General features: G+C 70.2%; 18 protein-coding genes. 5 read left to right on the top strand and 13 right to left on the bottom strand.

Annotated features, from left to right (window positions below):
• Positions 1-12: 12 nt before the first annotated feature.
• From ACSBPH_RS08695 to rhaI, 4 genes are all read right to left on the bottom strand, one after another.
• Positions 13-1,425, bottom strand: coding sequence for a rhamnulokinase (locus tag ACSBPH_RS08695; RefSeq protein WP_442577189.1), 1,413 nt, complete (start codon positions 1,423-1,425; stop codon positions 13-15).
• Between the two features lie 97 nt (positions 1,426-1,522).
• Entirely contained in the window at positions 1,523-3,559 is a 2,037-nt protein-coding gene (locus ACSBPH_RS08690) for a bifunctional aldolase/short-chain dehydrogenase (RefSeq protein ID WP_442577188.1), read from the bottom strand.
• 80 nt (positions 3,560-3,639) lie between these two features.
• Positions 3,640-4,488 carry an alpha/beta hydrolase fold domain-containing protein gene (locus ACSBPH_RS08685; RefSeq protein WP_442577187.1) on the bottom strand — a complete coding sequence of 283 codons (849 nt, stop codon included), beginning with the start codon at positions 4,486-4,488 and terminating at the stop codon, positions 3,640-3,642.
• A gap of 4 nt (positions 4,489-4,492) precedes the next feature.
• Positions 4,493-5,659 (bottom strand): L-rhamnose isomerase, encoded by a 1,167-nt coding sequence (rhaI, locus tag ACSBPH_RS08680; RefSeq protein WP_442577186.1) that lies wholly within the window; start codon positions 5,657-5,659, stop codon positions 4,493-4,495.
• Between the two features lie 128 nt (positions 5,660-5,787).
• On the opposite strand from rhaI, the gene ACSBPH_RS08675 reads away from it, so the two are divergent.
• Positions 5,788-6,795, top strand: a complete 1,008-nt coding sequence (locus ACSBPH_RS08675) for a LacI family DNA-binding transcriptional regulator (protein WP_442577185.1) — start codon at positions 5,788-5,790, stop codon at positions 6,793-6,795.
• Positions 6,796-6,807: 12 nt separating this feature from the next.
• On the opposite strand, the gene ACSBPH_RS08670 is transcribed toward ACSBPH_RS08675, so the two are convergent.
• The 4 genes from ACSBPH_RS08670 to ACSBPH_RS08655 all read right to left on the bottom strand — a co-directional run bounded on the left by ACSBPH_RS08670 (position 6,808) and on the right by ACSBPH_RS08655 (position 15,510).
• Positions 6,808-8,559: a DUF5605 domain-containing protein gene (locus ACSBPH_RS08670; protein WP_442577184.1), complete on the bottom strand. Its 1,752-nt coding sequence runs from the start codon at positions 8,557-8,559 to the stop codon at positions 6,808-6,810.
• Between the two features lie 46 nt (positions 8,560-8,605).
• Complete coding sequence (locus ACSBPH_RS08665) at positions 8,606-11,494, bottom strand: family 78 glycoside hydrolase catalytic domain (RefSeq protein WP_442577183.1); 2,889 nt, start codon at positions 11,492-11,494, stop codon at positions 8,606-8,608.
• Positions 11,491-12,999, bottom strand: a complete 1,509-nt coding sequence (locus ACSBPH_RS08660) for a family 43 glycosylhydrolase (RefSeq protein ID WP_442577182.1) — start codon at positions 12,997-12,999, stop codon at positions 11,491-11,493. The genes ACSBPH_RS08665 and ACSBPH_RS08660 overlap by 4 nt, the downstream gene beginning before the upstream one ends.
• Before the next feature lie 66 nt (positions 13,000-13,065).
• Positions 13,066-15,510, bottom strand: a complete 2,445-nt coding sequence (locus tag ACSBPH_RS08655) for a beta-glucosidase H (RefSeq protein WP_442577271.1) — start codon at positions 15,508-15,510, stop codon at positions 13,066-13,068.
• A gap of 283 nt (positions 15,511-15,793) precedes the next feature.
• Between ACSBPH_RS08655 and ACSBPH_RS08650 the strand changes: the two genes are divergently transcribed.
• The 4 genes from ACSBPH_RS08650 to ACSBPH_RS08635 are packed head-to-tail and all read left to right on the top strand — an operon-like array spanning position 15,794 to position 18,133.
• Positions 15,794-16,456, top strand: a complete 663-nt coding sequence (locus tag ACSBPH_RS08650; protein ID WP_442577181.1) for a TetR/AcrR family transcriptional regulator — start codon at positions 15,794-15,796, stop codon at positions 16,454-16,456.
• Entirely contained in the window at positions 16,453-17,424 is a 972-nt protein-coding gene (locus tag ACSBPH_RS08645) for a formylglycine-generating enzyme family protein (RefSeq protein ID WP_442577180.1), read from the top strand. The genes ACSBPH_RS08650 and ACSBPH_RS08645 overlap by 4 nt, the downstream gene beginning before the upstream one ends.
• On the top strand, positions 17,421-17,783 hold the full coding sequence (locus ACSBPH_RS08640) for a YidH family protein (protein ID WP_442577179.1): 363 nt from the start codon (positions 17,421-17,423) through the stop codon (positions 17,781-17,783). Before ACSBPH_RS08645 ends, ACSBPH_RS08640 begins: the two co-directional genes overlap by 4 nt.
• Positions 17,780-18,133, top strand: a complete 354-nt coding sequence (locus ACSBPH_RS08635) for a DUF202 domain-containing protein (RefSeq protein ID WP_442577178.1) — start codon at positions 17,780-17,782, stop codon at positions 18,131-18,133. Before ACSBPH_RS08640 ends, ACSBPH_RS08635 begins: the two co-directional genes overlap by 4 nt.
• A gap of 55 nt (positions 18,134-18,188) precedes the next feature.
• Here ACSBPH_RS08635 and ACSBPH_RS08630 read toward each other — a convergent pair whose 3' ends face one another.
• The 5 genes from ACSBPH_RS08630 to ACSBPH_RS08610 form a co-directional block, all read right to left on the bottom strand.
• On the bottom strand, positions 18,189-19,697 hold the full coding sequence (locus ACSBPH_RS08630) for a sulfatase family protein (RefSeq protein ID WP_442577177.1): 1,509 nt from the start codon (positions 19,695-19,697) through the stop codon (positions 18,189-18,191).
• Positions 19,698-19,731: 34 nt separating this feature from the next.
• Positions 19,732-20,622 (bottom strand): ATP-binding cassette domain-containing protein, encoded by an 891-nt coding sequence (locus ACSBPH_RS08625; protein WP_442577270.1) that lies wholly within the window; start codon positions 20,620-20,622, stop codon positions 19,732-19,734.
• Positions 20,622-22,445, bottom strand: coding sequence for a dipeptide/oligopeptide/nickel ABC transporter permease/ATP-binding protein (locus tag ACSBPH_RS08620; protein ID WP_442577176.1), 1,824 nt, complete (start codon positions 22,443-22,445; stop codon positions 20,622-20,624). The genes ACSBPH_RS08625 and ACSBPH_RS08620 overlap by 1 nt, the downstream gene beginning before the upstream one ends.
• Positions 22,442-23,383: an ABC transporter permease gene (locus ACSBPH_RS08615; RefSeq protein ID WP_442577175.1), complete on the bottom strand. Its 942-nt coding sequence runs from the start codon at positions 23,381-23,383 to the stop codon at positions 22,442-22,444. Before ACSBPH_RS08615 ends, ACSBPH_RS08620 begins: the two co-directional genes overlap by 4 nt.
• An 82-nt stretch (positions 23,384-23,465) precedes the next feature.
• The gene (locus ACSBPH_RS08610; RefSeq protein WP_442577174.1) at positions 23,466-25,001 is read right to left on the bottom strand and encodes an ABC transporter substrate-binding protein; all 1,536 of its coding nucleotides are present in this window, start codon (positions 24,999-25,001) and stop codon (positions 23,466-23,468) included.
• Between the last annotated feature and the right edge of the window lie 107 nt (positions 25,002-25,108).

Raw genomic sequence — 25,108 nt, 5'->3', positions numbered from 1 at the left:
CCGGGCGAGAGGTCAGCGCTTCGGGTCGTAGCGGCGCGGCGCGTGGGTGCGCGCGACGAGGTCGCGCAGGGCCTCGAGCGACCCCGACACGAAGCCCGCCGCCCGCGCCTGCACGAGGACGTTCCCGAGAGCCGTGGCCTCGACCGGGCCGGCGAGCACGGGCAGCCCCGCGCGGTCGGCCGTGCGCTGGCAGAGCAGCTCGTTGAGCGCGCCGCCGCCGACGATGTGGATCGTGCGCACGTCGACGCCTCCGATCCGTCCGGCTTCGACGGATGCCTCGGCGAACGCCTGCGCGAGCGACTCCACGATGCTCCGCGCGTACTCCGCGCGCGTCCGCGGCGGGGCGAGGCCGTGCTCGGCGCACCACTCGTCGATGCGCGCCGGCATGTCGCCCGGCGGAAGGAAGCGGGGGTCGTTGACGTCGAAGACCGGGACCTCGGCGGTGACCTCCTCGGCGGAGTCGAGGAGCGTCGGCAGGTCGATGGGGTGACCGTGCCGTTCCCACGTGCGCACGGCCTCGCTCAGCACCCACAGGCCCATGACGTTGTGCAGCAGCCGCACGCGTCCCTCGACGCCGCCCTCGTTCGTGAAGTTCGCCGCGAGCGCCTGAGGCGTGAGCGCGGGGCGCTCGACCTCGACCCCGACGAGCCCCCACGTTCCGCACGAGATGTAGGCCGCGGCATCCGCCTGCATCGGAACGGCGACCACCGCCGACGCCGTGTCGTGCGAGCCGACGGTGGTGACTCGCTTGCCGGGCGCCGCGCCGACGGCGGCGGCGACCTCGGGCAGAAGCGCCCCGAGAGTCTCGCCCGGTGCGATGAGCGGGGGGAGGATGCCGAGAGGGATGCCGAGAGCAGCCGCGAGCTCGTCGTCCCAGGCGCCGCCGCGGAGGAGGCCGGTGGTCGAGGCGTTCGTCTCTTCGGCGCGGGCGCTTCCGGTCAGCCAGAACGCCACGAGATCGGGGATGAGCAGGGCCGTGTCGGCGAAGCCGAGGAGCTCGACCGGTTCGGCGGCGAGCTGGTAGAGGGTGTTGAACGGCAGGAACTGCAGGCCGTTCCGGGCGAAGAGCTCGGGATGGGGCATCCGTTCGTGCACGCTCTGCACCCCGAGTGCCGTCCGGGCATCCCGGTAGTGGAACGGGTCGCCGAGGAGGCGCCCGCCGCGGAGCAGGCCGTAGTCGACGGCCCATGCGTCGACGCCGATGCTCGCGATGCCGGGCTCACTGCGGAAGGCCTCGCGGAGCCCCTTCACCGCGGCGCCGTAGAGGGCGAGGATGTCCCAGTGCAGCCCGTCGGAGACCTGCACGGGTTCGTTGGGGAAGCGTGCGACGGTCGTCGCCTCGAGGATGCCGGGGCCGGCGTGCCCGACGATGACCCGGCCGCTCGTCGCGCCCAGGTCGATCGCGGCGACGGCGCCGGCGCTCATCGCGGGGCCCACGCCGAGCGACCGCGACACTTTCCTGCGAGCGCCACGTCGCTCGACGTAGCGCTCGCAGGAAACTGCCGCACCCAGGTCGCCGCGCTCATCGCAGGAACGCGGCGGCCACGCCGGAGTCGACCGGGATGTGCAGGCCCGTCGTGCGGCTGAGCTCGGGCCCGGTGAGCACGTAGACCGCGTCGGCGACGTTCTCGGGCACGACCTCGCGCTTGAGGATCGTGCGGTTGGCGTAGAACTGGCCGAGGTCCTCTTCCTTGACGCCGTAGGTCGCGGCGCGGTTGGCGCCCCACCCCGAGGCGAAGATGCCCGAGCCCCGAACGACGCCGTCGGGGTTGATGCCGTTGACGCGCACGCCGTACTCGCCGAGCTCGACCGCGAGGAGGCGCACCTGGTGGGCCTGATCGGCCTTGGTCGCGGAGTACGCGATGTTGTTGGGGCCGGCGAACACCGAGTTCTTCGACGAGATGTAGATGATGTCGCCGCCGAGGCCCTGCGCGATCAGGGCGGCAGCGGCCGCCTTCGACACGAGGAACGAGCCCTTGGCCATCACGTCGTGCTGCAGATCCCAGTCCTTCTCGGTGGTCTCCAGCAGCGGCTTCGAGAGCGACAGGCCCGCGTTGTTGACGACGAGGTCGATGCCGCCGAAGGCGAGCAGGGTCGCGTCGATGGCGGCCTGGACCCCCGCGGCGTCGGCGACGTTCGCGGCGACGCCGATCGCGACATCCGTGTTCCCGAGCTCCGCGGCGGTGGCCTGCGCCTTCTCGAGATCGAGGTCGGCGACGACGACGCAGGCGCCCTCGGCGGCCAGACGCGTCGCGATCGCCTTGCCGATTCCGGATGCCGCGCCTGTGACGAACGCGATGCGGCCCTGGTGGGTCTTGGGCTTGGGCATCCGCTGGAGCTTGGCCTCTTCGAGGGCCCAGTACTCGATGCGGAACTTCTCCTCGTCGCTGATCGGCGTGTAGGTGGAGAGCGACTCCGCGCCGCGCATGACGTTGATCGCGTTGACGTAGAACTCACCGGCGACGCGTGCCGTCTGCTTGTTCGCGCCGAACGAGAACATGCCGACGCCCGGGACCAGCACGATGAGCGGGTCGGCGCCGCGGATGGCGGGGCTCTCGGCCGTCGCGTGCGCGTCGTAGTAGGCCTGGTACTCGGCGCGATACGCCTCGTGCAGCTCCGTGAGGCGCGCGAGCTGCTCCTCAACGGTGGCCGTCGCCGGCAGGTCGAGGACGAGCGGCTTGACCTTCGTGCGGAGGAAGTGATCCGGGCAGCTCGTGCCGAGGGCCGCGAGCGGCGCGAGCTTCTCTCGCGAGAGGAAGTCGAGCACGACGTCGGAGTCGGTGAAGTGCCCGATCATGGGCTTGTCGCGCGACGCGATGCCGCGCACCGTCGGCGCGAGCGCCGCCGCCCGGACGCGACGCTCGGCCTCGGGGAGTGCCTCGAAGCCGGGGACGACGGCGCCGAAAGGCTCCGCCGCGCCGTGCTCGGCGATGTACGCGGCCGCCGTCTCGATAATCCAGAGGGAGCTCTGCTCCGCCTCGGCGGAGGTGTCGCCCCAGGCCGTGATACCGTGCCCGCCGAGGATGCAGCCGACCGCCTGGGGGTTGCGGGCCTTGATCTCGGCGATGTCGAGGCCGAGCTGGAAGCCGGGGCGCCGCCACGGCACCCACACGACCTTGTCGCCGAAGATCTTCGTCGTGAGCGCCTCGCCGTCGGCGGCGGTCGCGATCGCGATGCCGGCGTCGGGATGCAGGTGGTCGACGTGCGCGGCATCGACGAGGGCGTGCATCGCGGTGTCGATCGACGGCGCCGCCCCGCCCTTGCCGTGCAGGCAGTAGTCGAACGCGGCGACCATCTCGTCTTCGCGGTCGACGCCGGGGTACACGCCCTCGAGCGCGCGGAGCCGGTCGAGGCGCAGCACCGCGAGCCCGGACTCGGTCAGGCTGCCGAGGTCTCCGCCGGAGCCCTTGACCCACAGCAGCTCGACGGGCTCACCCGTCACGGGGTCGGTCTCGGTGCCCTTGGCGGAGGTGTTGCCTCCGGCGTAGTTCGTGTTCTTCGGGTCGGCGCCGAGGCGGTTGCTGCGCGCGATGAGGTCGGCTGCGGCGGGGTTGGTCATGGGGAGGTTCCTTCGGTGAGGCGCCCGGGGCTTGATTCGTCCGTCACCGGTGGACGGAGGGCCGGGCTGAGGGCGTGTGCTTACGACGGATGGGCCGCGAGGGCGGCGAGGCGTGCCGCGATGCGGTCGATGGAGACGGATGCCGCGGCCCCGGCCGGGTCGTTCAGATGGCCGTGCCGCGTGCCGGGCTCGATGACGGCCTCGATGTCGCGGCCGGCCTGCGCGAGGGTCGCGGCGAACGCCTCGCCCGAGACGCGGAGCTCGTCGACCTCGCCGTTGATCATCAGCGTCCGCGGGAAGTCCGCGACATCGGCGGCGCTCGCCGTGCCGGGGACGGCGAAAAGGGGTGCATCGTCGGCCGGTCCGCCGAGGTAGGCCTCGTACATGGCCGTGACCGTACTCGGGCCGAAGACGTCGGCCGCGGGGTCGGCGTCCAGGGCCGCGCGCAGGCCGGCGTCGGGCGCGGGTTGCACCGCGAGGAGCGTCGGGTACGCCAGCACGACGAGGGCCGGCAGGGTCGCGACGCCGGCGGACAGCATCCTGAGCACCGCTCCCGTGACGATGTTGGCGCCTGCGCTCGCGCCGCCGACGGCGAGGCGAGCGGGGTCGATGCGCAGGCGGGCGGAGTTGTCAACGGTCCACGACCACGCGGCGAGGAGGTCGTCGGATGCCGCGGGGTAGACGAACCCGTCCCGTTCGGGCCTCCCGGGGCCGGAGAGCGCGGCCGTCACCGGCGCGAGCCGGTAGTCGACCGAGACGACGGTCGTGCCGCGCGTCGCGAGCGAGCGGGCGACCCAGTCGGCCTCGGGCATGTCGAGGTCTCCGAAGGCGAAGCCGCCGCCGTGCGCCCAGACGAGGCCCGAGCCGTTGGGCTCGCGCGCGGGGTAGACGCGCGCGAGTCCGTCGGCGGCGGAGTACGGATCTGCCATGGCGTCAGGCGCCCCAGCCGGCCTGCACGCCGCCGACGCGGTCGGCGGCGATCTGCTGCTGGTAGCCGGAGGCCGCGTAGGCGGCCATCGGGTCGGCGGGGAGGCCGCGCGACTCGCGCCACTCGGCGAGCGCGGGGCGCACGTCGGTGTAGAAGGCGTCCATGAAGACGGCGTTCGCCGCGAGCACGTCGTTCGCGGTCTGCGCCGCGGCCAGGGCGTCGCGGTCGACGAGGAGCGCGCGCGCCGTCATCTCCTGCACATTGAGGACCGAGCGGATCTGGCCCGGGATCTTGTCTTCGATGTTGTGGCACTGGTCGAGCATGAAGGCGACGTCGGGGTTGTTGAGGCCTCCGCCGCGCACGACCTCGAAGATGATGCGGAACAGCTGGAACGGGTCGGCCGCGCCGACGATGAGGTCGTCGTCGGCGTAGAAGCGCGAGTTGAAGTCGAACGAGCCGAGCTTGCCGAGGCGCAGGAGCTGCATGACGATGAACTCGATGTTGGTGCCCGGCGCGTGGTGGCCGGTGTCGAGGCACACCATCGCCCTGTCGCCGAGCGAGGCGACCTGGGCGTAGGACGTGCCCCAGTCCGGAACATCGGTGTGGTAGAACGCCGGCTCGAAGAACTTGTACTCCAGCACGAGGCGCTGCTCGTCGCTCAAGCGCTGGTAGATCGTGCGAAGCGAGTCCTGCAGGCGGTCCTGGCGGGCGCGCATGTCGTTCTGGCCCGGATAGTTCGAGCCCTCGGCGAGCCAGATCTTGAGGTCTCGCGAGCCCGTGGCATCCATGATGTCGATGCACTCGAGGTGGTGGTCGATCGCCTTGCGACGGATCGCGTCGTCGTGGTGCGTGAGCGCGCCGAACTTGTAGTCCTCGTCCTGGAAGGTGTTCGAGTTGATCGTGCCGAGCGCGACGCCGAGGTCTTCGGCGTGGCGGCGCAGGTCGGAGTAGTCGTCGACCTTGTCCCACGGGATGTGCAGCGCGACGCTCGGGGCGAGCCCGGTGAATTCGTTGACCTTCGCGGCATCCGCGATCTTCTCGTACGGGTCGCGGGGCGTGCCGGCGGTGGGGAAGACCCGGAAACGGGTGCCCGAGTTGCCGAACGCCCACGAGGGCAGCTCGATGCCCTGCTGGGCGAGCTGTGACTGGATGTCGGGAGTGAGGATGCTCACGGACGGTCGCTTTCGTCGTTGGATGCTGTCGTCTCGGCGCCCGGCGGGAACATCGACGCGGCGCTGATGAATCGTTTCATCACCGTACCGCCTTGTACCGTTTCATGCAAGACCGGAGAGGGGCGGCCATGGCGGTGAGTGTGCGAGAGGTGGCGGCCGCGGCATCCGTCTCGGTGGGGACCGTCTCGAACGTGCTCAACCGGCCCGAGAAGGTGGCGCCCGAGACCGTCGAGCGCGTGCTGTCGGTCATCCAGGACCTCGGGTACGTGCGCAACGACGCCGCGCGACAGCTGCGAGCCGGGCGCAGCAGGACGATCGGTCTCATCGTGCTCGACGCGGGCAACCCGTTCTTCGCGGAGGTCGCGCGCGGTGCCGAGGATCGTGCCGCGGAGGCGGGCATGTCGGTGCTGCTCGGCAACAGCGACGAGTCGCCGCAGCGCGAGGCGGGCTACCTCGACCTCTTCCGCGAGCAGCGGGTCAACGGCGTGCTCCTCACTCCGGCCGGCGAGAGCGTGGCGGGGCTGGAGCGGATGCAGGATGCCGGGGTCCCCGTCGTGCTCGTCGACCGCGAGGCGCCCGGCACGTCGTTGCGCTCCGTCTCGGTCGACGACGTCGAGGGCGGCCACCTCGCCGTGCAGCATCTGCTGTCGCGCGGGCGCACCCGGATCGCGTACGTGTGCGGGCCGCGGTCGATCCGCCAGGTCGCCGACCGCCTCACGGGGGCGCAGCGCGCGATCGCGGAGGTGCCCGGCGCGCAGCTCGAGGTGATCGAGTTGCCCGCGCTGACGGTGCTGCAGGGGCGGGCGGCCGGCGAGCAGCTCGTGGCACGGCCGAGGGCGGAGCGCCCCGACGCGGTGTTCGCGGCGAACGACCTCCTCGCGGTAGGGCTGCTGCAGGCGCTTCAGCTCATGGGCGACCTCCGCGTGCCGGACGACATCGCCCTCATCGGGTACGACGACATCGACTTCGCGGCGGCGACGGTCGTGCCGCTGAGCTCGATCCGCCAGCCCGCGCATCTGATCGGCTACACCGCGGTCGACCTGCTCCTGAGGCACCTGGATGCCGCGGCCGACGTCGACGAGCCCCACGTCCGGTTCCAGCCCGAGCTCGTCATCCGCGCCTCGACCTCCCCCTGACCCGTCGGCGCGTCAGTCGCCGTGGCGGATCACGCGCACGGCCATGTACTGACGGCCCGGAAGCTCGACCCGCGCCGTGCCGCGGTAGGTGCCGGGGAGGCGCTCGACGGTCATGTTCCACGTGTCGATCACGTCGATGGTCCACTCGCCGTCGGCCAGCATGACGTTGCGGAAGCGCGGGCGGTTGAAGCCGAAGTAGCCGATGCGGTGGGTCTCGGTGCCGCCGAAGGGCACGTCCCAGTCCGATACCAGCGGGTCCCACACGCCGTCCGGCGCCTCGGCCTGCAGGTCGCGGAGGAATCCGATTCGATCCGGCGACGAGCCGTGCAGCACGCCCCCCTTCGACCACCACAGCACCTCGTCGTCGCCGGGCCCGGGCAGATACGTCTCGCCGTGGCCGACGTAGCCGCCTCGGACGGCGCCCTCCCAGAACCGGCGGGTCATCTCCTCGCCCGTGATGTTGCCCCAGCCCTGGTCGATGTCGCCCTCGTAAGCGCACTCGTCGATGACGACGGGCTTGCCCCAGCGCTCGCGCCACTCGTCGGTGTTCTCGGCCGTGCGATAGACGTCGACGCGCTGCACGCTGACGTGCGTGATCCACGGCTTCGAATAGTCGTAGAACGGGCGGCAGTTGTGGATCGAGTTCAGGTGGCCGAACGGGTCCTCCTCGCCGACGACGGCGGCCAGACGCTCCCAATCCGGGGTGTCCTTCGCCCACAGCAGGTCGTACTCGTTCGCCATCGACCACCACACGTTGGAGAAGGCCGCGAGCCGCCGCACGACGTAGCGCACGTACCGCTCGTCGACGTCGGGGCCGAGATCGGCGAACCCCCAGCGGTCGTAGGCGTGGAAGAGGATGAGGTCCGCCTGGATGCCGAGCTCGGCCAGTTGCGCGATGCGCTGCTCGAGGCGCCGGAAGTGCGCCGGATCGAACCGCGTCGGATCGAAGCCCTCGGCCAGCGAGCCGACGAAGACGAAGTCCTCGGGCTCGTTCGCGTTGAAGAGGTACGACTTCGGGAAGACGCACATCCGGATCTTCGTGAACGGCGCCGTCGCGAGCGTGCGCAGCGTCTGCTCCTGCATCTCCTCGGGCTGGTGGGTCCACGCGTAGGCGGTCGTGCCGAGCGGTGCGTGCCGCGTGCCGTCGGCGTGGCGGAAGTGGAAGCCGTCGACTCGCACGGGGCCGTGCTCACCCTCTTGCGCCGGCCCCACCGCGATGGACCCCGCGAGCCCGTCCAGCGACCGCGCCGTCGAGCGCGTGCGGAACGTCCACTGCCCCTCGGCGTCGGCGAGTGCACGCACCGCGTACCGCCCGTCGCCGTCGTAGAAGCCGCCGACGCGGACCTCCGACCCGTCGGGGCGGGTGAAGACCGCGTCGAGCTCGACGTCGACGAACGGATTGCCGTGCGACGGGCCCGCCACCCGCACCTCGAGCACGCCCCACTTCGCGACGGCGTCCGGAAGGACGACGGAGGCCGAGCCCCGCGCCACGTCGTCGCCCTCGTAACCGGGGTCGGGCGCGATGGCGGGTGCATACGGCGGACGCTCGACGTCGTCGCCCACCTCGGCGAGCGCTGCCCACAGCTTCTCCCGCTCAGCGGGGTCTTCGAGGGTCGGGACGAGCGCGATGAGCGACCCGAGCCGGCCGTCACGGAACTGCGTCGCCATCGGCGACGCGGCGATCCCCGGCATCCATCGCTCCAGGACCGCGCGGGCAGCCGGGTTGTCGAGGGCTTCACCGAAGGTGGAGCGGCGGTCGAACATCGAGGACCTCGTCTTCGTCTCAGGTGTCGGGGGACGGATGCTGCGCTCAGGTGGTCGCGGAGCGCACGGCGTCGTCGATCCGGTCGAGCAGATCGGGCGGCGTGAACATGAGCGCCGTGCGCAGGGGCCGGCCGGCAGCCCACACCGTGCCGGTGCGGAGGGCCTCGGCGCGGCCGGGGTCGGCCTCGGCGAGCGTGTCGAGCAGAGCGCGATAAGCCCGCGGATCGTCGATGACGTCGGCGAGCGACGCGGAGAGGCCGGGGAGCGCCGGGAGGCACTGCGGCGCGGGTGACGGCATCCGCCATTCGTGCGCTCCCGAACCGACCTCGGACGTATCATCTGCTCCGCCGAGGTCGACCAAGGCGGTCGTGTTGGCGGGGACGACGGCGCGTACGACGATGTCGGTGCCTTCGCGCTCCCACGACACCGATGCCACGCCGTAGGGCGTGACATGTCTCGCCGACGCGTGGTCGAGACCCGCGAGCGGGCGCGGCGCGATGCGGATGGTGCGGTATCCGGGCTCGGCCGGTGCGAGTCCCGCGACGACGCGGTGCAGCCAGTCGGCCACGGCGCCCAGCGCGTAGTGGTTGAACGACGTCATCTCGCCGGGGTTGATCGAGCCGTCGGGGAGCATCGAGTCCCAGCGCTCCCACACCGTGGTCGCGCCCATCGTGACGGGATAGAGCCACGAGGGGCACTCCGTCTGGAGGAGCAGTCTCTCGGCCGTGGCGAGGTGTCCGGCGGCGCTCAGGGCGTCGGTGACCAGCGGCGTCCCGACGAAGCCCGTGCCGATGCGGTATCCACCCTCGCGGACGAGCGCGGCGAGGCGATCGGCGAGCGCGCGGCGGAGGCCGGGCTCGGTGACGAGGTCGAACTCGAGCGCCAGGGCGTAGGCGGTGGGGGCGTCGCTCATCATGCGTCCGGCCGGGGTGACGTACTCGGCCACGAAGGCGGCGCGACTGCGTTCGGCGAGGGCTGCGTAGGCCGCGGCATCCGTCTGGAATCCCAGCAGCCGCGCGGCGTCGGCGACCTGCTGCAGCGACCGCGCGAGGTACGCGCTCGCGACGATGTCGGCGTCGACCTTCGCCTTCGCGGGGTTGTCGGGAGGAGCGGCGGGGTCGAGCCAATCGCCGAGCTGCAGCTGCCCGGCCCACAGCCCTCCGTCCCCCGCGACCTCGAGGACGCAGTCGATCCAGGCCTTCATGCTCGCGTACTGGTCGGAGAGCACGCCGACGTCGCCGAACCGCTCGTGCAGCACCGTCGGGACGACACTCGCGGCGTCGCCCCAGGCGGCCGTCGGTCCGAGGCCTCCGAAGGAGGGGAGGGCGGCGGGGATGACGAGGCTCACCTCGCCGTCGTTGCGGCGCTGCTCGTGTGCGAGGTCGCGCAGCCACGACACGAGGAAGCCGTCGCAGTCGTAGAGGAAGCTCGCGGTCGGGGCGAAGACCTGGATGTCGCCCGTCCACCCGAGCCGCTCGTCGCGCTGCGGGCAATCCGTCGGGATCGACAGGAAGTTGCCGCGCATGCCCCACACGACGTTCTCGTGCAGGCGATCGAGCAGTTCGTGGGAGCTCTCGAACCAGCCCGTCCGGGTCATGTCGGTGTGGAGGACCACGGCCTCGACGTCGGCGATGTCCAGGCCGGCGATGTCGATTTCGCCGCCCTCGTCGCTCCCTATCTGGGCGTAACGGAAGCCGTAGAACGTGAAGCGCGACTCGAGCACGTCGTCGCCGCCCGAGAGATCGAAGGTCGCGGTGGCCTTCGCGTTGCGGAGGGGACGGATGCCGAGCTCCCCGTCTTCGAGCACTTCGGCGTGGCGGATCACGAGGCGGGTGCCCGCCTCGCCGCGCACCCGCACACGAAGGCGCCCGACGAGGTTCTGGCCGAAGTCGAGGATCCGTCCGCCCGAGGGCGAGGTGAGCACGTCGGCGACCGGGAGGGCCTGGATGCGGCGGACCGGCGGTGCGATGCGCGCCTCGGGGACGGGCACGTCCTCGTAGCCGGGACGCGCGGCGGCGCCGACGCGGGCAGGTGTCCAGCCGTCGGCCGTCGACGCCGTGCGGCGGAGATCCTGATGCTCGCCCGCGTAGAGGCCGCTGTCGACCAGGGGGCCGTCGCCGCGGGCCTCCCACCCGTCGCCGGTCGGCGCGATCGTCTCGGTCGTGCCGTCGTCGTAGATCACGCGCAGCTGCGCGAGGAAGGAGGGCTGTGTGCCGTACAGGCGGTCGGCGAAGGCGAAGAACCCGTACTTCTCGGTGTACCAGGCGCCCGCGATCGTCGCGCCGAGGACGTTGTCTCCCTCGCGGAGGAGGCCGGTGACATCGACGGTCTCGTGCACGAGGCGGTCGCGGTAGCTCGTCCAGCCGGGGGAGAGCACGTCGCCCGACACGGCTTCGCCGTTGAGCTCCGGCTCGGCGACGCCGAGCGCCGTCCAGAAGAGCAGCGCCCGCGACACGGGGCGGTCGATCCGGAAGCTCGTGCGGACGAGGGCGGGCTGGGCGTCGCGCTCGGGGTCGGCCAGCCCGACGGGTCGCGCGACCCACTCCCCGTCGGCGAGGAAGCCGGCCGTGAGGGTGACGGGCTCGCTCCACTCGGTCTCGCCGTCGACGGCGAAGGCGCGTACCGACACCTCGCGGGACTCGCCGGGCGCGAGCGGCGTGAAGGGCCATGCGACCAGGACCGAGTCGCGCCCGTCGAGCGCGACGGTCTCGCGGCCGTCGGTCGCCTCGGCTCGCGTCTGGATCCAGCCGGGAGAGGTGTTCTCGACCGCCCACGTCAGCCGGGGCTCGGCGACGGCGACGAACGCGGTGTCGTCGCGCAGCTCGGCGCGCAGAGTGGCGATGCGCGGGCCCCCCGCGGTCGCGCCGACGGCGGAAGGGGCTGTGCTGACGTGTCCGGTGGCTTCGCGCAGCGCGCCCGCGGAGGGAGCCGTCACTCGTCGTCTCCTTCTGCGGTCCAGCTGTGCACCGCGACCGCGCCCTCGACAGCGTAGACACCGATAACTCGGCCGGTGAAGGACTCCGTGACCTCGGACGAGAGGAAGCGTCCGTCGACCTCGGCGAGCTCGATGCGCTCGCCGTCGATCGTGGCCCCGAGGTGGAACACGTCGCTCGTCGAGACGAGGCCCACGCCGCCTTCGGGCTTGCGAGAGGCGAGGTGCAGGTCGAGCATGTCGCCCTCGAATGGGCGACTCCACTCCTGCGCGAGCCCGCCGAGGATCGCCCGTGCGGTGACCGCGCCGGCGCCCGACTCGATCTCGACGTGGAAGCGCTCGTCGTAGCGCACCGCGAGTCCGCCGACGCCGCGCGAGACGTCGAGGCGCACGGTGACCTCGTTCGTCAGGTGCTCCTGGCGGCGGCCGACGAAGACCGGCTGAGCGTCGCCCAGCGTGCTGCCGTCGGCGCGGAGGACGAGGCATCCGTCCTCGCGGGAGGAGACGTCGGACGGGAACCGGCGCACCGCGACCCATTCGTCATCGAGCGGGGCGTCGAAGCGCACCTCGACGCGCGTGCGCGGGCGGGGGGACAGCTCGACGGGGGCGATGGCCGGCCACCCGTCGGCCCACGTGACGGAGGTGACGAAGGTCTCTCGGCCGAGGGCCGAGAAGGCGCGTGTGCCGCTGCGCGGACGGACGCCCAGGAGGACGCACAGCCAGTCGCCGCCGGGGCCGACGACGAGGTCGCCGTGGCCGGTGTTCTGGATCGGACGGGGCGTCGACCGCGCCGAGACGAGCGGGTTGCCGGGCGCGCCCTCGAAGGGGCCCTCCGGCGACGAGCCGCGGGCGATCGAGATGGCGTGGCCCCGCTCGGTGCCGCCCTCGGCGATCATGAGGTACCACGCGCCGTCGATCTCATAGAGGTGCGGGGCTTCGGGGAACATCAGGCCCGTGCCCGACCACAGCGAGCGCGGCTCCTCGAGAGCACGGTGCGTCTCGAGGTCGACCCTCACCTGCTGGATGCCGAGGTGCATCGGCTGATTCGGATCGAGGTCGCCGCTCAGGAGCAGGCCCGAGAAGGTGACGTAGGCCTGGCCGTCGGCATCCCAGGCGATGTCGGGATCGATCCCCTGCACCGTCTCGTCGCCGTGCTGCTGCACGATGAGCGCGCCGTCGCTCCACGGGCCCGCGGCATCCGTCGCCGTGAAGTGGAGCATGCCGCGACCCATCGCGTCCGTGATGACGAGGTGGAAGACGCCGTCGTGGTGCCGGATCGTGGGCGCCCACGCGCCTCCGCCTGTCGGCACCGTCTCGACGCCCAGCTGGCCCGGTCGGGTCGCGACGTGGCCGATGAGCTCCCACGTCTCGAAGTCGGTCGATCGGTGGATCGGGATGCCGGGCAGGTACTCGAACGTGCTCGTCGCGAGGTACCAGGCGTCGCCGACCTTGACGACCGAGGGGTCGGGGTGGAAGCCGTTGAGGAGCGGGTTGTGGAGAGTCGTCACTGCTGTTCCTTGGAAGCGTCGGTGGTTTGGGCGGGTGCGCCGGCCCGGCTGGCGGCGGGTGAGGGGTCAGCCGGCGGTCCACTCGAGGGTCAGGGGGAGGTCGGCGACGGATGCTCCGGCGCGCAGGGTGTACGCACCCGGCTCGACGACCCACTCCCCGGCCCAGTGGGCCAGCCGCCGCGCGGGCACATCGATCCGCGCCGTGACGGTCTCGCCCGGCGCGGCCCGGACGACGTCGAATCCGACGAGCCAGCGCTCGGGGCGCTCGACGGCGGACTCGGCGCGCTCGGCGTAGACCTGCACGACCTGCTTGCCGGCGCGGTCGCCGGTGTTGCGCAGCGTGACCTCCACCGCAGCGCCGTCGCGCTGCGCGACAGCCCAGGACCAGGTCGTATAGCCCAGACCGTGCCCGAAGGGGAAGGCCGGCTCGGCGGCATCCTTCAGCCATGCCCGGTACCCGATGTGGAGGCCCTCCGAATAGCGCAGCACGCCGAGTTCGGGCGCGACCTGCGTGACCGGCACGTCCGTGAGCGCGGCGGGCCACGTTGTGGGGAGCCGGCCGCCGGGCTCGGCGGCGCCGCTCAGCACTTCGGCGATCGCGGTGCCGAACTCCTGTCCGCCGAAGTACCCCTGCAGCACGGCCGAGACCTCGTCCGCCCACGGCAGCACGACCGGCGAGCCGGCGTTGACGACCACGACCGTGGGCGTGCCGGTCGCGGCGACGGCGCGGACGAGGTCGTCCTGGCGCCCGGGCAGGTCGAGGTCGACGCGGTCGTAGCCCTCCGACTCGACCTTCGAATTCGTGCCGACGACGACGACGGCGACATCGGATGCCGCGGCCGCCGCGACGGCGCGCGCGATGAGCCCGTCGGGGTCGGAGTCGTCGGGGGCGATGCCGACCGTGAAGGCCAGGGCGCCCACGAGGGCGCCGTCCTGGTCGAGGTCGAACTCGGCGCGGATGGTGCGCGCGACCCCCGCCTCGAGCGCGACGGGCGCGGCGAGCGACGGCGGGTTGAGGAATGCCGCGCCGAGGTCGGTCCCCTCGATGACGGGGGCGTCGTCGATGATCAGCTCGCCGTCGACGAAGAGGCGCCCGGGGTTGGCGCCCGCGAAGCCGAGGAGCACGTCGCCTGACTCGGCCGGGGTGAGGACACCCTCGAGCACCACGCGCCGGCTCGCGGCGATGGGGGCATCGCCACCGAACCAGACGAGCGCGGTCGAGCGGCGGTCCTCGGCGAAGATCTCGTCTCCGCCGTTGCCGAAGAACGTGATGCGCACCCCCGGACCACCCGTCGCGGGATTGGTCAGCTGCGCGAGCGGGATCTCGGCGACCCCCTCCTGCACGACGGCGCCGAGCTCGTACGTCACCGATGCATCGGGGAAGGCGCGGCGGATGCCGTCGAGTGGCGAGGTCACACGTTCGGGGATCACCGTCGCGCTCCCGCCGCCCTGCGTGCGGGCTTCGCGCGCGTTGTGGCCGATGACGGCGATCTTCGTGAGCGAGGCGGGGTCGAGGGGGAGCACACCGTCGTTGGCGAGCAGCACCGTGCCGGCGATCCCCGCTTCCTTCACGAACGCGACGCCGTCGACGGCCGCGGGGGTGACCGGCTGCGTGCCTTCGAGAGCGCCGACGCGCTCGGCGAGGAGGAGGAGACGCAGCACCTTGCGGTCGAGATCGGCCTCGCTCACACGGCCGTCGCGGACGGCGTCGACGAGGTCGGCGAAGGCGGGCGCGGGGCCGGGCATCGCGAGGTCCTGCGCGGCGGCGACGGCGTCGAGCGAGCGGACGGCGGTCCAGTCGCTGACGACGACGCCGTCGAAGCCCCACTCGGAGTTGAGGGGCGTCTCGAGGAGGTCGTTCTCGGTCATCGTCACGCCGTCGACGGAGTTGTAGGCGCTCATGATCGACCAGGCGCCGGCCTCGACGGCGCGTTCGAACGGGGCCAGGTAGAGCTCGCGGAGAGTGCGCTCGTCGACGCGGACGTCGACGGTGAACCGGTCGGTCTCGGAGTCGTTGGCGACGTAGTGCTTGGGGGTCGCCGCGACCCCGTTGTCCTGGAGGCCTCGCACATAGGCGGCGGCGAGCTCGGCGCTGAGCTCGGGGTCTTCGCTGAAGCACTCGAAGTGCCGGCCGCCGAGCGGCGAGCGGTGGAGGTTGATGGTCGGTCCGAGCACGACGTCCACGCCCTTGCGTCGGGCCTCGGATGCCGCGGCCGCCCCGTACCGGTACGCCAGGTCGACGTCCCACGAGGCCGCCAGCGCCGAGCCCGAGGGGAGGTTGAGCGACGGCTCGCGCTCGTCCCACCGAGGACCGCGGACCCCCGCGGGACCGTCCGACAGGGTCATGGCGCGCAGGCCGATCTCGGGAAGCGGGACGGTCGTCCAGAAGTCGGCCCCTTGCACGAGGGCGGCCTTCTGCTCGAGGGTGAGGCTGTCCAGGAGCGGGATGAGGTGCTCGGCGGTCGCGGGCTGGGGAGACGGATGCGTGGTCAGGTTCGAGGTCACGGACAGTCCTTCGGTTGCAGAGGCGGCTCGGCAGGATTCCGTAGAGCGCTTCGCCTGCGAGCGACACGACCGTGGATCCTCTGGAAGTCACGCTAACACCAATGCCTAGTGATCGCTAGGTTTTAGCTCTGGGAGCATAGAGTCGTCACGAGTCCGACCGGATCGGCGCACCATCTCGCACGAAATCCGATCGATCGCTAGGTTTACCCGATGCGGTGCCCCACAATGAACGGAACGGCTCTCGAATGTCTCACCACGAATCGGTGAGCGCAGAACGTGGAGAACGAGGATGAGCAGCTCGACCGATGCACGGCCCGCGCGCAAGCCGCGCGGCGAGTACGCAAAGACGCGCGCGCGGAAGACCGCGATCCTCGATGCCGCCCTGGAGGTCTTCGCGCAGTCCGGGTACCGCTCGGGCTCGATCCGCGACGTCGCGACCCTCGTCGGAATCAGTGAGGCAGGGCTCCTCCACCATTTTCCCAACAAGGTGAAGCTGCTCGAAGCGGTCCTCGAGCACCGCGACGATCTCGCGCGGAGCGTCGTGCCGATGGACGCTCCCGACGGCGCGGATACGCTCCGCGGTCTCGTCGAGCTCGCGGCGTACAACGCGAGCGTGCCGGGCGTCGTGGAACTCTACTGCACGCTGTCGGCCGAGGCGACCTCGCCCGATCACCCGGCCCACGAGTACTTCACCCGGCGCTACGCAGATACACGATCCGCCATCGCGAACGCGTTTCGGCGCCTCGCCGACGCGGGCCGCCTGACCATCGAGGTCGATCCTGTGCGCGCCGCGATCTCGACGATCGCGCTCATGGACGGACTGCAGGTGCAGTGGCTCCTCGACCGCGACGTCGTCGACATGGCGCAGGAGCTCGCGGACTTCTTCGGGTCGTTCGTCACGGAGCTGCGTGCGGACACGGAGGCGGGCAGCGACCTCGCCGAGCTCTCATGAGCACTGAGGCCGGCTGCGGCGACGCGTGCGCGTGCGGCGCGCCCGACCGATCGCAGTTCGTCGAGGTCGGAGCGCGACCCCTGATCGCCTTCGATGCGGCATCGGAGCCCACTCGCCACACCGTGGCGCAGGCACTCGTCCCGGCGGGCGACTTCGTCATGGGCGACTCCTCGGGTGATCGCATTCCAGCCGACGGCGAGGTGCCGCAGCACCGCGTGACGCTGAGTGCGTACTCGATCGACGCCACGAGTGTCACGAACGCGGCGTTCGACAACTTCGTGCAGGCGACGGGCTATCGCACCGATGCGGAAGCGTTCGGCTACTCGGCCGTATTCCACCTCGCGGTGCAGGCGCCTGCCGAAGATGTCATGGGGCCTGCGTCGGGCACGCCGTGGTGGTTCGGCGTGCGCGGTGCTGACTGGCGTCGCCCAGGCGGCCGCGACTCGTCGATCGACGGCCTGGAGGACCACCCGGTCGTTCACGTGAGCTGGAACGACGCGGTCGCGTACTGCGCATGGGCGGGCCGGCGCCTGCCCACCGAGGCGGAGTGGGAGTACGCCTCGCGCGGCGGGATCGATCAGGCGAAGTACCCCTGGGGTGATGACGAGGTCGATGCGGGCGGCTGGCGCGCCAATATCTGGCAGGGCGAATTCCCCCGCGTGAACACGCAAGACGACGGATTCCTGACGACCGCGCCCGTTCGGTCGTTCCAGCCGAACGGCTACGGTCTGTGGCAGACCGTCGGCAACGTCTGGGAATGGTGTCAGGACTGGATGGACCCCGCGTACTACTCGCGGTCACCCGCGATGAGCCCCGCTGGGCCGGAGAGCGGATCGGTGCGCGTGCTGCGCGGCGGCAGCTATCTGTGCCACGTCTCGTACTGCAACCGGTACCGCAATTCGGCCCGGTCTCGGAACACTCCTGACTCCTCGATGGGGAACGCCGGCTTCCGGACGGTCGAGGTATGAGCGATCGGCGATTCCCGCGCTCCGTCTTCTCCCGTGGGACGGAGCCCGATGCCCGCTTCACGCTCGCGAACGAGCGCACCTTCCTGGCCTGGATCCGCACGTCGCTCGCGCTCATCGCCGGCGGCGTCGCGCTCGAGGTGCTCGGGCTGGACCTCCACGCGGGATTCCGTCTCGCGGCGTCGCTCACGCTCGTCTGCATCGGCATCTTGACGCCCGCACTGGCGTGGGTCGGGTGGATGCGCACCGAGCTCGCGCTTCGCGAGGGACGACCTCTGCCCGCGTCGCTGCTCGGAGTCGTCCTCGGGTGTTCGGTCACGCTCGCGGGATTCCTCGTGCTGCTCGCAATCGTGCTGCGATGAGCACCCTGTTCGATGCGGGCCTCCAGCCCGAGCGCACCGAACTCGCGTGGCGGCGCACGGCGCTCGCGCTGGCCGCCGGTTCGCTCGTCGCGTTCCGGCTCCTCCCCGCCGTGCTCGGCAACGCCTGGTGGTCGCTCGGCGGCGTCGCCGGCCTCATCGTGACCGCGGCCGTCTACCTCGCCGCGCGGCGACGATACCGGCGTGTCAACGACGTGCTCCGCCGCGAGGGGGACCATGCGCGCCTGCCCGGCGCCGGTGCCATCCTCGCCCTGGCGCTCTTCATCTTCACGATCGGCATCACGAGCCTCGCGGTGGTGCTCGTGGTCGCCCTGCACGTGGGTTCCCACTGAAACGGCGTCGACCGTCCCGCGGGAACGGGAAGGCCGACGCCGTCTGGACGATCGATCAGCTGGAGCCGCGGATCTCCGCGACGTACTTCTCGACCCGCTCGAAGAGCTCCTCGTCGTAGGGTCCCCACTTCGGGTGCGGGGTTTCCGGGCCGGTGTAGGGGAGGTCGTCGTATCGCGCCTGGTACTCGGCGAGCTTGCGTTCGAGGGCGGCGCGGACATCCGCATACGCGGGGTCGTCGGCGACGTTGCGCAACTCGGCCGGGTCGTTCACGAGGTCGTAGAGCTCCCACTCCGGCTCGAAGGTCCGCTCCGACGCGCCGGGCACACCGAGTCCCGCACCGTAGTAGTAGATGAGCTTGTGCGTGACCGTGCGGATGCCGTAGTGCGCGGGCGCCGCGTGGATCGGGTCGTCATGCTCCCAGTAACGGTAGTACGCGGCATCCGCCCAATCGTCCGCGGGCTCGCCGCGCAGAAGTGCCCTGAAGCTGCGCCCCTGCGACGTCGGGAGGGCCTCTGCAGCGTCGACGCCGCACACATCGAGGAACGTCGCCGCGAAGTCCACGTTGGTGATGATCGCCTCGCAGCTGCTCCCCGCCGCGATCTCGGCCGGCCAGCGCACGAGCATCGGCATCTGCAGCGACTGGTCGAACATCAGGCGCTTGTCGAACCAGCCGTGGTCGCCGAGGAAGAATCCCTGATCGGACGTGTAGACGACGAGCGTATTCTCGGCGAGGCCCTTCTCGTCCAGGAAGTCCAGCAGACGTCCGACGTTCTCGTCGATCGACTGAATGCACTGCAGGTAGTCGCGCATGTAGATCTGGTACTTCCAGCGCATGCGCGCCTCACGGTTCTCCGGTCCGCGGAGGTGGGCCGGCACCTCCTCCTTGAGATCGTCGGCGCCCATGTCGTCGGCGATCGTCATGTGGACGCCCTGAACCGCCTTGCTGCGGGTCGCGTTGTCGTCGAAAAACGTGTCGGGCTCGGGGATGCCGCCGTCCGCATAGAGGTGCTTGTGCTTCTCGTCCGGGATCCACGGGCGGTGCGGGGCCTTGTGGTGCACGAGCATGCAGAACGCATCGTCAGGACCGAGGCTGTCGATCCAGTCGATGGAGAGGTCCGTCACGATGTCGGTCGCGTAACCGGGGACGACCGCCGTTCCGGTCTCGTCGATCATCTCCGGGTCCACGTAGTCGCCCTGGCCTGGGAAGATCTTCCACATATCGAAGCCGCGGGGGAGGGCTTGACCGTGCTCGCCGAGATGCCACTTCCCGAACATCGCGGTGCGGTAGTTCCGGTCCTGCAGAACCTCGACGAAGGTCGGGACGCGGTAGTCCATCTCGGTCCAGATCGACGACACGCCGTTCACGTGGCTGTAGGTCCCCGTGAGGATCGAGGCACGCGACGGGCTGCAGATGGAGTTCGTGCAGTAGACGGCGTCCATCCTCACGCCCTCGTTCGCGATTCGATCGAGGTGAGGCGTGCTGTTCACACGGCTGCCGTAGGCCGAGATCGCATGTGCGGCGTGATCGTCGGACATGATGAAGATGAGATTGGGGCGCGTCACGCGACGTCCTTTCGCGGGTGGGGAAACCGTCATGTCACTCGCCGACGACGAGCGACGTGCCGGTGCGGGTGATGCGGAACTCGAGATCCTGCTTCCGCTGCTCGTCGAGCAGGCGCCGGCGATCGACCCGGCGCTTCTCCTGACGTCCCGGGTCGGGCACCGGCGCGGCGAGGAGCAGCCGCTGCGTGTAGGGGTGATCGGGTTTGGACGTGACCTTGTCGCCGTCGCCGTACTCCACGATCTCGCCGTGGTACATCACGGCGACGCGGTGGCTCAGGTGGCGCACGACCGCGAGATCGTGCGAGACGAAGAGATAGGCCACCCCGGTCGCCTCCTGGATGTCCTTGAACAGGTCGAGCACGCGCGCCTGCGTCGACAGGTCGAGCGCCGAAACGGGCTCGTCGCAGACGATGAGCTCGGGCGAGAGGGCGAGCGCCCGTGCGATCGCGATGCGCTGTCGCTGACCGCCCGAGAACTCCCGGGGAAGCCTCGTGGCGGCGTTCGCCGGCAGACCCACCTGGTCCAGCAGGGTGCGGATGCGCCGCGACGCGTCGGCGGACGACATCTTCTTCACCCGGAGGGGCTCTGCGAGCGTCTGCTCGATCGTAAGCGACGGGTTCAGCGACGAGTACGGATCCTGGAAGACGACCTGGATCTGGTCGGACAGCGCGCGGCGCTCCTTGCGGCCCAGGTGTCCGATGTCCTTGCCCTTGAAATGAACCTTGCCTTGGGTGATGGGTGCAAGCCCCAGCACCGCGCGGCCGAGCGTCGTCTTGCCGGAGCCGGACTCGCCCACGAGCCCGACACATTCGCCGGGACGGATGTCGATCGAGACGCCCTTGAGTGCGCGGAAGGGCTTCTTGCGGAATCCTTTCGCGGGGTATTCGACGACGAGATCGTCGATGACGAGAAGGGGTTCGGTGATCATCGGCTTGCACCTTCCTCGACCGTGCGGCTACCGGACGACGTGTCGAGCGATCCGCGCGCCGCGCCGTCCTCGAGGATCGCGGCGAAGAGGGACTGGGTATAGGGATGCTTCGGGTCGGCGAAGATGGCCCGCGCTGTGCCGGTCTCAACGATGAGCCCGTTCTGCATGACCGACACGCGATCGCACAGGTCGGCGACGACGCCGAAGTTGTGCGTCACGATCAGCACGCTCACGCCGAGGTCGCCCTGCAGCTCACGGAGCAGATCGAGGATCTCCGCCTGCACCGTGACATCGAGCGCGGTCGTCGGCTCGTCGGCGATGATCAGCTCCGCCTCGCATGACACGGCGCCGGCGATGAGGACGCGCTGGGCCATCCCGCCCGACACCTCGTGCGGATAGGCTGCGAAGGTGCGCTGGGGGTTGGGGATGCCGACCCGCGCCAGGAGGGCGATCGCGCGCTTCTTGGCCTCGGCGGACGAGATGCCGAGCGTCACGCGCATCGGCTCGACGAGTTGCGCGCCGATCGTGAACGACGGGTCCAGGTTGGACATCGGCTCCTGCGGGATATAGGCGATCCGCCGCCCGCGGATCTTCTGCATCGCGCGGTCGGACTGGTGCGCAAGGTCCTTTCCATCGAACATGACGGTGCCCGAGACGACGCGTCCTCCGGCGGGGAGCAGGCGCAGGATGCTCCAGGCGGTCTGTGTCTTGCCCGAGCCGGACTCGCCGATGAGGCCGTGCACCTCACCCTTGCGGACTTTGAGTGAGACGCCGTTGACGACCTGCTTGACGCTGCCATCCGGCTGGTCATACCCGACGACGAGGTCGGTCACCTCGAGGAGCGCGGCACGTGCGTCCTCGGGCTCGGCGTGGACGACGGTGGCCTCTGCCCGCTCGGGAGAGACGGTCGGCGTTGCCTTCCGCCGACGCCGCTTGGGCTTGGCGGCCGCTCGCTCGAGCTCGTCGCGCAGCGCGTTGCCGAAGAGGACGAGGGCGATCGACGTGATCGCGATCGCGGCGGACGGCCACACCAGCATCAGGGGGGCCTCGTACATGCGCGCGAACGCGTCCGACAGCATGGCACCCCACGTGGGGATATCAGGGTCGCCGAGGCCCAGGAAGTCCAGTCCTGACTGCACGGCGATCGCGATGCCGGCCAGGAGCGCGGCCTGGATGACGATCGGCGCGCGCACGACGGCAAGGATGTGCCGTCCGATGATGCTGGCGTCGCTCACTCCGGCGACCCGCGCCGCGTCGACATACAGCTCATGTCGCACGCCTACCACCGCGCTGGCGGTCAATCGATAGAACGCTGGGGAGAGGATCAGACCGAAGACGGCCATGATGATCCAGAGCGACGGACCCACGACGGAGCGTGCGGCGAGCAGGATGACCAGACCGGGCAGCGCTTGGATGACGCTGATGACCGCGACCGAGGTCGTCTCGAACCACTTCTGGTAGTACCCGGCGATGAGCCCGCTCGTCACGCCGATGATGGCGGCGATGAGCACGGCCCACAGCGCGCCGGCGACGCTGTAGCGCGTCGCGAAGAGGAGACGCGAGAGGATGTCGCGGCCGGCGCTGTCGGCTCCCAGGAGGTGCTCCGCGCTCGGCGGCGCCATGACCTGATTGATGTCCGCCTGGCTCGGATCCATGGGAGCAAGGAAGTCGGCGAACAAGGCGATCAGGAAGACGATCACCAGGATGATGAGCGCGGTGAGACCCATCGGATTGCGCAGGAGGCGCGCCATGACATGGGAGCGCGCGGCGCGCTCCTCGGTCTGAAGGTCGATCGTGGGGGTGGTTGCGGACTCGCTCATGAGACGCGCGCCTTCGGGTTGAGGAATCCGTGGAGGATTTCGATGATGATGCCGACGATCACGGTGATCAGGGCGGTCACGACGACCAGACCCATCACGAGGGGGATGTCACCCTGCGCCGTCGACGAGGTGGCGATCTGGCCGAGCCCGGGGATCGCGAAGATCTGCTCGACGATGATGGCACCGCCGATGAGTCCGATGAACTGCACGCCGAGCACCGCGAGCGCGGGTCCGGCGGCGTTGCGCAGCACATGCTTGTACAGGACCCGGTTCTCGGACAGGCCCCGGCTTCGGAGCGTCCGGACCCAGTCCAAGCGCATCGTGTCGATGACACCGCCGCGAATCTGCGCCGCGATGGCCGCGATGGCGCCGACCGAAAGCGCGATGATCGGCAGGGTCACCGTGCTGAGCCAGCCGACGAAGGATGTCGTCAGCGGTACGAAGCCGGTGGGCTTGAACCACCCGAGCTGGATCGCGAAGATGCTGACCAGGAAGATCGCGATGAGGAATCCCGGGATCGCGAACCCGAGCACCGAGACGACCTGGACTGTCCGGTCTGCCGCGCCGCGCTTGCGGGCGGCCCAGACGCCGAGGGCGGTGCCGACAACGGCCGTGACGAGGACGGTGCCGATCACGAGCGAAAGCGTGACGGCCACACGGGACGAGATGGCCGCCACGACGGGCTGCTGGGTGAACCAGGAGGTGCCGAAGTCACCCGTGAGGGCGTTCGTGAGCCAGTTCCAGTAGCTGACGAGGACGGGCTGATCCAGCCCGAGCTGGGCGTTCATCTGCGCCACCTGCTCCTGTGTCGCGTCCTGTCCGAGGAGCTGCCGTGCGATGTCGCCGGCGCCGAGGTAGAGAAGCACGTACGCGATGCTGGTGACGACGAACAGGAGCACGACGCCGGCGAGCACGCGGCGGAGGATGAATCGGAACATCGGTGGTCCTTTTTCGGGAAGAGCCTGGGTTGGGAGTGGAGGGCGCCGGGCCGGCGACGAAGGCCGGCCCGGCACCTGAGGCCTACTTGGGCTGGACGTTCCAGAGGTAGGGGACCACGTTGCCGACCTGGGTCTTGACCTGCGTGTTGGCGTCGCTCACGAAGACCTGCGTCGGACGGTAGAACGGGGCGTTCCAGGCGTTCTCGACGAGGTAGGTGTTCAACTCCTTGCCCGCCGCGGCAGCCTCGTCCTCGGTGCCGGTCTGGATCGTGGCGATCCAGTCCTGGACCTCGGGCGTCGTGTAGTGGAACGGGTTCCACGTCGCCTGCTCCGCGATCTGGAACTGCGCGAGCTGCCAGTCGGTCGGTCCCATCTGCAGCTGGAACCACGTCATCGCGTACTTCGCCCCGAGGATCGCGCTGATGAAGTCGGCGGGCTGGACGTCGTCGTACTTGACGGTGATGCCGATCTGGGAGAGCTGATCGGCCATGAGGGTCCACTGCGCTGCGGGGATCGAACCGACGCGGGGCATCGTGACCTCGAAGCCGTCAGGATAGCCGGCCTCGGCGAGGAGCTTCTTGGCGCCCGTGACGTCGTACTTGTAGTGCGTGTCGAGCTTCTTGTCATAGCCCGCCGACCAGGGCGCGAAGATCTGGTCGGTGACCTCGCCGTAGCCGCTGCCGATCGCCTTGAGTAGTGCCTCGCGATCGAGCGCCATGTTGATCGCCTGGCGCACCTTGACGTTGCCGAGCGCGGGGACGATCGTACCGGCGCGGTCCATGATGAGGAAGCCTTGCCAGTCGAGCTGCGACTCGTTGAGCGTGTAGCCGGCGGCCTTCATCTGAGGAAGCGTCGTGCGGTCGATCACATTGGACACGTTGACCTGGCCGCCTTGCACCGCGCTCAGGAGCGCCGGCGCGGCGTTATAGACCTGCAGGATGAGCTTGTCGTAGTGCTGGTGGTCGGGGTTCCAGTAGTCCTTGTTCTTGTCGAAGACGTAGCTGCTTCCGACGACTGTCTCACTCGTGTTGAGGATGTACGGGCCGGAGCCGACCGGATCCGTCGCCGTCGCTGGGTCGTCCACCTTGTCCGCCGGTGCTACCAGTCCAGCGTTCTGCGTGATCGCGGTGAGCAGTCCGGGGTCGGGCTCGGACAGCGTGATCTCGAGCGTCGTGTCGTCGACGGCCTTCGCGTCGGAAACGAAGCGCAGCAGGGACTTGTTCGGGGAGCTGCCGTCACGGAATGCAAGGAGGCTTGCGGCAGCATCCTTCGCCGTCATGGTCTCGCCGTTCGTGAACGTGACATCGTCGCGAAGGGTGAGAGTCAGAACGGTGTTGTCGGAGTTGTACTCCCACTTCGTGGCGAGGTTCGGCTCCACCTCGAAGTCGGGGTTTGTGATGAGCAGCGAGTCATAGACAGCCTGGCCGTAGGGCGACTCGTTCGCCCAACGCATGTCCTTCTGCTGGAAGGTCGACGCCTGGGCGATGACGCCCCACGTCAGCGTGCCGCCTTCGCTGCCGCTGCCGGTCTCGCCGGCGCCACCGCCGGTGCTGCAGCCGGCGAGCGCGAGCGCCGCCGCCACGAGCGTGGCCGCCGCCATTCGCTTGAACTTGAACATCCTTGTCCTTCCAAATGCTGTGTGCAGTCCAACGTCGGTCTGCTGTGAGTCAGACTTTAGAGGGAAATCCGAGTGACCACAAGGTTTTAGAGCCAAAGTGGTTCGCG

Origin of the sequence: Microbacterium sp. F51-2R (assembly GCF_052180235.1) — a bacterium.
In the GTDB taxonomy this organism is placed as follows: Bacteria; Actinomycetota; Actinomycetes; order Actinomycetales; family Microbacteriaceae; genus Microbacterium.
This window is presented reverse-complemented; position numbering and strand designations above follow the sequence as displayed.

What these genes read in the sequence shown, in the direction of transcription:
- ACSBPH_RS08640 (WP_442577179.1), top strand. Translation starts at nt 17,421, where the DNA reads ATGAGCGATCGGCGATTCCCGCGCTCCGTCTTCTCCCGTGGGACGGAG.
- ACSBPH_RS08615 (WP_442577175.1), bottom strand. Translation starts at nt 23,383, where the DNA reads ATGTTCCGATTCATCCTCCGCCGCGTGCTCGCCGGCGTCGTGCTCCTG.
- ACSBPH_RS08620 (WP_442577176.1), bottom strand. Translation starts at nt 22,445, where the DNA reads ATGAGCGAGTCCGCAACCACCCCCACGATCGACCTTCAGACCGAGGAG.
- ACSBPH_RS08695 (WP_442577189.1), bottom strand. Translation starts at nt 1,425, where the DNA reads ATGAGCGCCGGCGCCGTCGCCGCGATCGACCTGGGCGCGACGAGCGGC.
- ACSBPH_RS08675 (WP_442577185.1), top strand. Translation starts at nt 5,788, where the DNA reads ATGGCGGTGAGTGTGCGAGAGGTGGCGGCCGCGGCATCCGTCTCGGTG.
- ACSBPH_RS08670 (WP_442577184.1), bottom strand. Translation starts at nt 8,559, where the DNA reads ATGTTCGACCGCCGCTCCACCTTCGGTGAAGCCCTCGACAACCCGGCT.
- ACSBPH_RS08690 (WP_442577188.1), bottom strand. Translation starts at nt 3,559, where the DNA reads ATGACCAACCCCGCCGCAGCCGACCTCATCGCGCGCAGCAACCGCCTC.
- ACSBPH_RS08635 (WP_442577178.1), top strand. Translation starts at nt 17,780, where the DNA reads ATGAGCACCCTGTTCGATGCGGGCCTCCAGCCCGAGCGCACCGAACTC.
- ACSBPH_RS08610 (WP_442577174.1), bottom strand. Translation starts at nt 25,001, where the DNA reads ATGTTCAAGTTCAAGCGAATGGCGGCGGCCACGCTCGTGGCGGCGGCG.
- ACSBPH_RS08650 (WP_442577181.1), top strand. Translation starts at nt 15,794, where the DNA reads ATGAGCAGCTCGACCGATGCACGGCCCGCGCGCAAGCCGCGCGGCGAG.
- ACSBPH_RS08645 (WP_442577180.1), top strand. Translation starts at nt 16,453, where the DNA reads ATGAGCACTGAGGCCGGCTGCGGCGACGCGTGCGCGTGCGGCGCGCCC.
- ACSBPH_RS08685 (WP_442577187.1), bottom strand. Translation starts at nt 4,488, where the DNA reads ATGGCAGATCCGTACTCCGCCGCCGACGGACTCGCGCGCGTCTACCCC.